The sequence below is a fragment of the Erythrobacter sp. genome, assembly GCF_023653175.1.
GTDB lineage: Bacteria > Pseudomonadota > Alphaproteobacteria > Sphingomonadales > Sphingomonadaceae > Erythrobacter.
In genome coordinates this window covers 1-7,800 of the sequence record NZ_JAMNXL010000168.1, presented here as the reverse complement: position 1 = coordinate 7,800, position 7,800 = coordinate 1, and the positions used below count along the sequence as shown (strand labels likewise).

6 protein-coding genes and 1 pseudogene are annotated in these 7,800 nt (G+C 70.4%); 2 read left to right on the top strand and 5 right to left on the bottom strand.

All coding sequences use genetic code 11. The features are described from left to right. A pseudogene (locus tag NBV68_RS15530) lies at positions 1-189 on the bottom strand (hypothetical protein); the annotation flags it as partial. Positions 190-362: 173 nt separating this feature from the next. Between NBV68_RS15530 and NBV68_RS15525 the strand changes: the two are divergent. Together NBV68_RS15525 and NBV68_RS15520 are read left to right on the top strand one after the other, a co-directional pair. Next, the gene (locus tag NBV68_RS15525; RefSeq protein ID WP_296311413.1) at positions 363-2,678 is read left to right on the top strand and encodes a polysaccharide biosynthesis tyrosine autokinase; all 2,316 of its coding nucleotides are present in this window, start codon (positions 363-365) and stop codon (positions 2,676-2,678) included. 62 nt (positions 2,679-2,740) lie between these two features. Further along, positions 2,741-3,196 carry a hypothetical protein gene (locus tag NBV68_RS15520; RefSeq protein ID WP_296311411.1) on the top strand — a complete coding sequence of 152 codons (456 nt, stop codon included), beginning with the start codon at positions 2,741-2,743 and terminating at the stop codon, positions 3,194-3,196. Here NBV68_RS15520 and NBV68_RS15515 read toward each other — a convergent pair. The 4 genes from NBV68_RS15515 to NBV68_RS15500 form a co-directional block, all read right to left on the bottom strand. Continuing rightward, the gene (locus tag NBV68_RS15515; RefSeq protein ID WP_296311409.1) at positions 3,180-4,502 is read right to left on the bottom strand and encodes an outer membrane beta-barrel protein; all 1,323 of its coding nucleotides are present in this window, start codon (positions 4,500-4,502) and stop codon (positions 3,180-3,182) included. The genes NBV68_RS15520 and NBV68_RS15515 overlap by 17 nt on opposite strands. A 61-nt stretch (positions 4,503-4,563) precedes the next feature. Then, on the bottom strand, positions 4,564-6,354 hold the full coding sequence (locus NBV68_RS15510; RefSeq protein ID WP_296311406.1) for an ABC transporter ATP-binding protein: 1,791 nt from the start codon (positions 6,352-6,354) through the stop codon (positions 4,564-4,566). Beyond that, a complete protein-coding gene (locus NBV68_RS15505; protein WP_296311404.1) occupies positions 6,351-7,343 on the bottom strand; it encodes a serine kinase in 993 nt (330 codons plus the stop codon). Before NBV68_RS15505 ends, NBV68_RS15510 begins: the two co-directional genes overlap by 4 nt. Beyond that, positions 7,340-7,800 (bottom strand): asparagine synthase-related protein (locus tag NBV68_RS15500; RefSeq protein WP_296311402.1); only part of this gene is annotated, 461 nt, incomplete at its 5' end. The genes NBV68_RS15500 and NBV68_RS15505, both read right to left, overlap by 4 nt.

Genomic DNA, 7,800 nt, shown 5'->3' with positions numbered 1-7,800 from the left:
GCCTGCGAGCCGCCCGTCATGGCTTCGCCCGAGCGGCAGCGCAGGCGCACCGGCAAGGCTGGACAGCGCAGCGCGGCGGTGGAACCCTGCCAGCATCACTTCGGCGCCGCCCGCCTGCAAGCCCTTCACGCGCCGGGCGACGGCGGCATCGCCGAGGTCGTGGACGAGATAGGCGATCCGGCTCGGCATGATGCGTGGTCCTCCTTCCCCGGGTGGCGGGCACGCCGGGGCCTTTGGCGCACGCGGGTAGGACCGGCACCAAGACGGGATGGCAAAACAGGTTATAGCCGCGCGGGCCGAGCACGGGCACTCGATCGCACGGATAGCCCGGCAGTGTGCCCGGCACCGGACAGGAGACGCCCTTGGCGACGAGAGCAGACCGCCTGGTTCACGAAACCGTCGATCCCCAAGCCCCGACCCGCGCCGCCCCGCGCGCCGATCTGCCTCTGTTGCAGCGCGCGCAGGATGGCGGCGGTGGAGGCGGCACCGCGGGCGGTGGAGCGAGCGGGAATGGCGGGAATGGCGGGAGCGGCGGTGGCGGCGGCGGTGGAGCCGCGCCCTTCCTCCCCGATCCCGGCCTGCTGTGGCTCGTCTTCCGCCGCCGCCTGTGGCTGTTCCTCGCGGTCGTCGCCGCTGTGATCGGGCTGGTCGCCGCCTACACCCTGAGCCGCCCGGAGCTCTACTCCGCCTCGGCCAGCGTTCTGATCGAGCTCAGCCAGCCCGAAGTGCTGACCAGCGATCCGGTCGCCCCGAAGCGGGAAAGCGAAACCAACGTGATCGACACCGAGGTCGAGATTCTCTCCTCGCGCCGGCTCGCAGGCCGGGTGGCCGAGGCGCTGAAGCTCGAGACGTGGCCCGAATTCGCCCGCGCCTCTTCTGCTGCTCGGTCGGCCGACGCGGCAGGGGTGGGGGCGCCGGAGCCCGGCACCCACCCGCTTGCAGGGGCAGTGCTGGCGCGCATGGACATCCGGCGCTCCGGGCTCACCTACCTCATCGACATCACCGCGACAGCGGAAAGCCCCAAGCTCGCCGCCGCGCTCGCCAATGAATATGCGCGCCAGTATCTCGCCCAGCAGCAGGAGATGAAATCGAGCACCTCGGAAGGCGCGCAGGAGTTCCTGCAGACCCGCCTTGTCGAGCTGCGCCGCAACGCCGCCGAGGCCGATTCCGCGCTCCAGAGCTACATGATCCGCAACGGGCTGATGAGCGCCGAGGGCGCGACGATGGCCGAGCAGGAAGTCTCGGTGCTCAATCAGGAGATTTCGGCCGCGCGCGCCGCTCTGGCCGAGAAGGAAGGCCAGCTGGCCGCTGCGCGGACCCGTGTCGGCGGGCGCAGCGGCGGCGGGGCGGACGTGCCCGCGGCGCTCAACTCGGCCACCATCTCGCAGCTGCGCGCCCGCGAGGCCGAACTGACCGGCGAAGTCGCGCGGCTCGGCGAGCGCTTGGGGCCGCAGCATCCCGAACTGCGCCGCGCGCAGGGCGAACTGGTCGATATCCGCCAGCAGATCGAGCAGCAGATCAACCGGGTGCTGGCCTCGCTCGAGGCCGACGTGCAGGCTGCTCGCTCGCGGGTCGTCTCGCTTGAGGGGAGCCAGGGCCGCGCGCGCGGCTCGCTAGCGGCGAACAGCGCAGCGCAGGCGGGCTACCTCCAGCTCGAACGCGATGCCAAGGCCGCGCGGCAGATCTACGACACCTTCCTAGCCCGGGCGCAGGATGTCGAAGCGCAGTCCGGGCTGATTCGCCCCGACGCATCGATCGAGACTCTGGCGCGCGTGCCGGTGCTGCCCTCCTCGCCGAGCTATCCGCTGGCGGCGGCAGCGGCCGTGACGCTGGCGCTGATCCTCGGCTTCGGAGCGATTGCGGCGGCGGAATACCTCGACGCGCGCATCCGCACCCGCGCCGATGTCGAGAAGCGTCTCGGGCTCGCCTATCTCGGCGCCGTGCCCGAGCTTTCCAGCACCACCCGCCGGGCGAAGGGCGAGGTGCCGCAGGACTACCTGCTCGAACACCCGCAGTCGCAGTTCACCGAGAGCGTGCGCGCCTTGAAGAATGCGCTGCTGCTCCAGCCGGGAGGCGCGCCGCGCAGCATCGCGGTGACTTCCGCCCTCCCGCGCGAGGGCAAGTCGACCACCGCGATCTGCCTTGCACGAATGCTCGCGGATGCGGGGGTGCGCACTGTACTCGTCGATTGCGACGCGCGCCGCCATGCGGTCAGCACCGCGCTCCTGCCCGAAGGCTGGGACGGTTTCGGCGAATACCTGCGCCGCGAGACACCGCTCGCCCGCGCGTTGGCGGTGGAGGAAGCGACGGGGCTGGCGGTGCTCGGCTCGCGCCGTGAAGAGGCAGGCGGGCGCGAGCTGTTCGTTACCGTGCCGCTCACCGAGATGCTCGCCGAGCTGGCGCTGCAGTTCGAGGTGGCGGTGATCGATACGGCGCCGGTGCTGGGTGTGGCCGAGACGCGGCTGATCGCCGCCGGAGCGGACTGCACGCTGATGCTCGCACGCTGGCGCGACACCTCGATCAAGGCCGCCGAGACCGCCGCCGACCTGCTGCTGGCGGCTGACGCGGCACTGGCGGGGGTGGCGCTGACCCGCGTCGACGTGCGCCAATATGGCAGCACGGGGCAGCAGGACGTCTATTCCTACAGGGACAAGTTTGCCGGCTACTACGTCGACTAAGGCTCTGCGCCTTCGGCCAAACCTGTTTGTGCCCGAACGCCGAGCTGATAATGTCGCCGACGATGGACCGTCACTTGCGCGCCGCCTGCTTTGTGATTGCCGCTTCGGGAGGTGTTTTCGCTCTTGCCAGCCTCGCATTCGCAGCCCTGCGCCCGGCGGTGGTCCCCGTCACATGGATCGTCGGCGGGGCGGGGACGGTGCTGTTTGTCCGGATGTTGCTGAGCCGGACCAACGGGCGCGGTATCGAAACGATCAACCGCGAGATGCAGGGCGATGCTCCCTGGCCCGGACGAAGCATCAGGTTCCGCGATCCCGAGTGGGGCCTGTTCGGCCGCCGCTGCGGATCGCCCGCCGTGCTCTGGCTGCGCGCGGTGCTGCTTTGCGGGTGGCCCCCGCTGGTGCTGCTGGCCGGCATGATCGGAGAGGAGGTGGGCTTCCTGTGGTCCGCCTGCCTGTTCGTCGCAATCGAACTCACCATCATGCACGCGGTCGCGACGCTTCCTAGAACGCCAGCCTGACCCCCACGCTCATCCGGTTGCGGGTGAACTCGCGGAAGAAGGCGTCGTCGGCAAAGCGCTGGAAGCGGTCAGCGCGGGCGAACAGGCGCAGGGTGCGGTTGAGCTTCCACGTCGCGCCCGCCATCAGCGTGTATTCGTCGGCCGAGGTGTCGATCTGGCCGATGGTCTCGATCCGCGCAAAGCCGCCGCGCGCTTCGAGGATCACGTTGCGCAGCAATTCGTGCTCGACCTCGATCCGCGCCTGGCTGCGGATATTGCCGCTGACCAGCTGCGAGCCGCCTTCCTCGACCTGACGGTCGGCGAACAGGCGCAGCGCGGTGAGCGGGGTCACTGCCCAGGTGAGGTTCGCGCCGAAGGATAGGCCGGTGAGGCCCTCCGCCGCCGGATCGTCGACCGCGCGGTGGAGGACGCCGACGCGGATCTCGCCGAACAGCAGGCTCGAGAGTTCGAGCTTGGCACCCGCCTCCAGCGCATAGCCGGTGGTGTCGCGGTCGAAGGGGTCGGGGATGGCCGGGTTGCCCGAGTAAGTGAGGCGGTCGACTTGCCCGCGCACCAGCGCCGAGACCCGCGGCGAGACCTCGAGCGACGCGGTCAGCGCGCCGCGCAGATAGACCGAATCCCGGAAATCCTGCTCGACGATGGTGCCGTCGCGGTTCTCGGCATCGTCGAAATCGAGCACCACCGCCTGCGCGTCGCCGATCAGTTGGAGGCGGCCCATCTGGTGTGCGAGGCTGAACAGCGTGTCGGCGCGGCGGAAGCGCGTCGGGCGGCGCGCCTGGCCGGCGCTGGTAATGTTGGCGCGGTCCTCGGCGAGCGAGTCGAGCGAGGCGACCAGCCGCGCGGAAGTGTCGCGGCTGATGTCGAGCCGCCCTTGCGCCCGGGCGCCGCCCTCCATCACGTCCTCGGTGCTGAACTCGCCGTGAAAGTTCTGCTGGATATAGGCGTCGGCCTCGAGACGGTGGCGCTGCCAGCGCGAGGCGAGGCGCACGGCGCCCCTCAGCGTGAGCTCGACATCGCCCTCGCCGTCGTCGGGAAGGGCGAGGATGTTGTCGTCATACGCGATCCGCGCTTCCACGGTGGGATATATAAAGAAGCTGCCGATCCGCCCGCCGACGGGTTCGTATTCCTCGGGTGTGCGCTGCAAGGGCGTGAGCGTGGGCGGGGGCGGTGGGGGCACCGGTGCCGGGGCGGTGTCCGACGCGGTGTTCGCGGCGCTCTGGGCGTGGGCGGCCGTGCCCGCGAGGAGCAGGGCGGCAAGGCTGACGAGGCGCGAAACAGTGCCCGGGTCGATAATGGTGCGGCGCATGGGATCCCCTCCTGGTTGACACCCGCCTCGCCTTCCGCCGCCGCGCACGCATCTACATGGGTTAAGGTTGGGCTGGCAGCTCGCTGCGCTCGGCGGCGACCAGACGCGCGACCGGGCCGTGCCCACGCGACAGATCGGCAAAACCGCCGACTTCGACCACGCGCCCGGCATTGAGCGCGATGACATGATCGGCGGCGGCGACCATCGACAGGCGGTGGGCGATCACCAGCACGGTGGTGCGGCCGCGCAGGGCGGCGATGGTGCGGGCGAAAGCGGCCTGGCTCTCCCAGTCGAGCGCGCTGGTCGCCTCGTCGAGCACCAGCAGCTGCGGCTGCATCACCAGCGCGCGGGCGAGCGCGATGCGCTGGCGCTGGCCGCCGGAGAGGCGGCTGCCGTTCTCGCCGAGCACGGTGGCGAGCCCCTCGGGCAGCGCGCTGACGAATTCCGCCGCGCCCGCGCCCTCCAGAGCTGTCCATAACTCGGCCTCGTTGGCCTCGCTCCGCGCAAGGCGCAAGTTGGCGGCGATGGTGCCGGGGACGAGAAAATGCTCCTGCGGGACGTAGGCAATGGCGCGGCGCCACAGCCGCGCGGTCTCGGGGGTAAGGGGGCTGGCGTCGATGTGGATCGTGCCCGACTGCGGGCTCAGCAGCCCGCATACCAGATCGGCGGTGGTGCTCTTGCCGCTCCCCGATGGGCCGACCAGCGCGGTGATGCGGCGGGCGGGGATGACGAGATCGAGGTTCTCGATCGCCGGCCGCGCATCGCCGCCGGCATAGGCATAGCGCACGCCGGTGACGCGGATCGCCTCGGCAAGGCGGGGCGGCAGGGCGAGCTGCGGGGGAGGCGGCGGCTCGGCCTCGGCGGCGCACTCGGCGCGGAAACGCTGGATCTCGCCGAACACGGTGACCTCTGCGAGGAGCTGCTGGAGGTTCGTCTGCAAGGCGGTGAAGCGCGGGGCGATGCGCATCAGGAGGAGGAGGAAGGCGACCAGCTGCGGCAGCGCCATGCCGATCAGGACAACGCCCGCGTAGACCAGCCCCGCCACCGCCAGCGCGCTCACCAGCTGGGCGAGGATAGCCCCCAGTGAGGTTAGGCGCATATAGCCCACCGCCTCGGCATGCACCTTGTCGAGATTGGCCGCCAGCCGCGCGCGGTAAGCGCCTTCCGCTCCGTGGATCTTGGCTGTCTTGAGCCCGCCCAGATATTCCGAGACGGTGCGGTACTGGTCGCGCTTGTTGGCGGTTCGCTCGCGCCCGAAGGCGCTCGCGCGGGCCCGCAAGGGGGCCAGCAGCGCGAGGATCGCCAGCCCCATCCCGCCTGCGACCAGCATCATCACCGGCGAGATGATCCATGCGACCACGAGGTAGATTGTCAGCAGGATCGCCGTCTGGAGCAGCATCATTACCGCCATCGCGGCGGTGTAGACGCGCTCGACATCGCCGGTCAGCAGGTGGTGGAGATCGGCCGGACGGCGGCGCGCAAGCGCATCCCAGCGCAAGGCGCCGATGCTGGCGAACAGATCGAGTCGCAGGCGATTGAGGAGGGTGAACAGGAGGTCGGCGAGGTAGATGTTCTTGGCCCGCGTGAACAGGCCGTGCAGCGCCACCAGCGCGACCAGCCCGGCCAGCGCGAGCGGTAGGCTGAGCGTCAGCCCGCCCGGCACCAAGTCCGGCAGCGGCAGCCCCGCAGCCGCATCCCCCGACGCCAGCGAGAGAAGCGGGATGACGAGCAGTATCGAGACGCCCTCGGTCAGCCCGCCGAGCACCAGCAGGGCGAGCGCAATGGCAAAGCGCGGGCCGCTGGCGGCGGCGACAAAGCGCACGAATTCGGCAATCCCGCCGCGTTCCGTCATGGCTCGTGCACCGTTGCGGCGGCGAGGCAGGGGGCGCTCGTGCGCAGTGCGCCCTCGGGACTCTCGGCAAGATCGGCGGAAACGAAATCGACCAGCGCATCCAGCGCCGCGAGGTCCTCTGGCACGGTCAGGATGGCCGCGCGCGCCTGGCTGGCGAGTGCTGTGCAACCCATCGCATGGGCCGCAGCGAAGCGCGGGGTGATCGCTGCAGGGCCGAAGCGGGTGCCGTAGGAGAAGCGCATGAAGGCTTTCATGCGCTCTGTGGGCGTGAGAAGGCGCAGCGCCAGTGCGGGGCCGCGGGCGAGGAGGTAGAAGTTGCCCGGCACCAGCGCCATTCCGGCAAAGCCTGAGCCCACCAGAAAGCGGCGCTTGTCCCGCACCAATGGCACCTCGGGGCGTGCAGCGAGATCGGCTCCGGCGAGCGCGGCCGAGGCGGCAGGCGCGAGCTTGACTTGCGGGAAGGCGGGCGCGATCCGGCCGGGGCCATGCGCCAGCCCTTCGATCGCGATGATATCGTCGGTCAGCAGCCCGTAGCCTGCGCGAAGGAAGGCCGCCGCGGTGGTCGATTTGCCCGCACCCTTATCACCAAGGAAGGCAAAGGCGCGGCCGCCCTCCGCCGCGGCCAGCGCGCTGCCGTGGAGCAGGAAGGCGCCGCGCATCTGCAGCAGCAGCGCCATCACCGGCCCGAGCAGCGGGAAGGCAATGAGCGCCGGATCGACCCCGGGGCGCGGTTCGACCTCGATCAGCGAGGGCGCGGCGATGCGGAAGGCGCCGATTTGCGGGTAGAGCAGGAAGCAGGCATCGTCGCCGAAATGGAAGGTGCCGTCTTCCTCCGGTTCGGGAAAGGCGCGCCCCGTATCGACGCAGCGGATGACGAGATCGGGCGCGCCTGCTGGTTCTGTCGCACGCAGTTCGGGGAGGAAAAGGTCGCTCGAGATAGTGAGACCGAAGGCGCTGTAGCTGCAGGGCGCCGTGCGTGGCTCGCTCATGCCGCAACCTCGCGCTCGCGCTGCGCCGCGAGGCAGCCGCTCTCGAGCCAGATCCCCAGCGATACCGCGCGCCAGATCATCTGCACTGCGCGGCCCGATGCGGCATCGGGATCGGCGGCGATCTTCGCATAGAGGCTGGAGGCGAGCGCAAGGTCGACATGGGGGGCAAGCGGGCTCGCGGCGCTGGCGACAAGGTCCATCACCTGCTCGTGGTGATGCCGCACCAGCCCGCGCGCGAGGTGGACGGTGAAGTCGAGCTTGTCGCGCCGGGCCAGCACGCTCGCAGGCACCACGCCTGCCATCGCCCGTCGCAGCACCAGCCGCGACCAGCCGCGCGACAATTTCTCGCTGGCCGGCAGGCCGAGACAGAATTCGGCGACCGCGCGGTCCCAGAAGGGGTAGCGCGCCGCCACACCCATGGCGCCGTAGAAGCCGGCATGAACCTCGAAGGCATAGG

Coding starts and splice junctions, on each gene's coding strand:
- NBV68_RS15520 (WP_296311411.1), top strand. CDS start 2,741: ATGGACCGTCACTTGCGCGCCGCCTGCTTTGTGATTGCCGCTTCGGGA.
- NBV68_RS15515 (WP_296311409.1), bottom strand. CDS start 4,502: ATGCGCCGCACCATTATCGACCCGGGCACTGTTTCGCGCCTCGTCAGC.
- NBV68_RS15510 (WP_296311406.1), bottom strand. CDS start 6,354: ATGACGGAACGCGGCGGGATTGCCGAATTCGTGCGCTTTGTCGCCGCC.
- NBV68_RS15505 (WP_296311404.1), bottom strand. CDS start 7,343: ATGAGCGAGCCACGCACGGCGCCCTGCAGCTACAGCGCCTTCGGTCTC.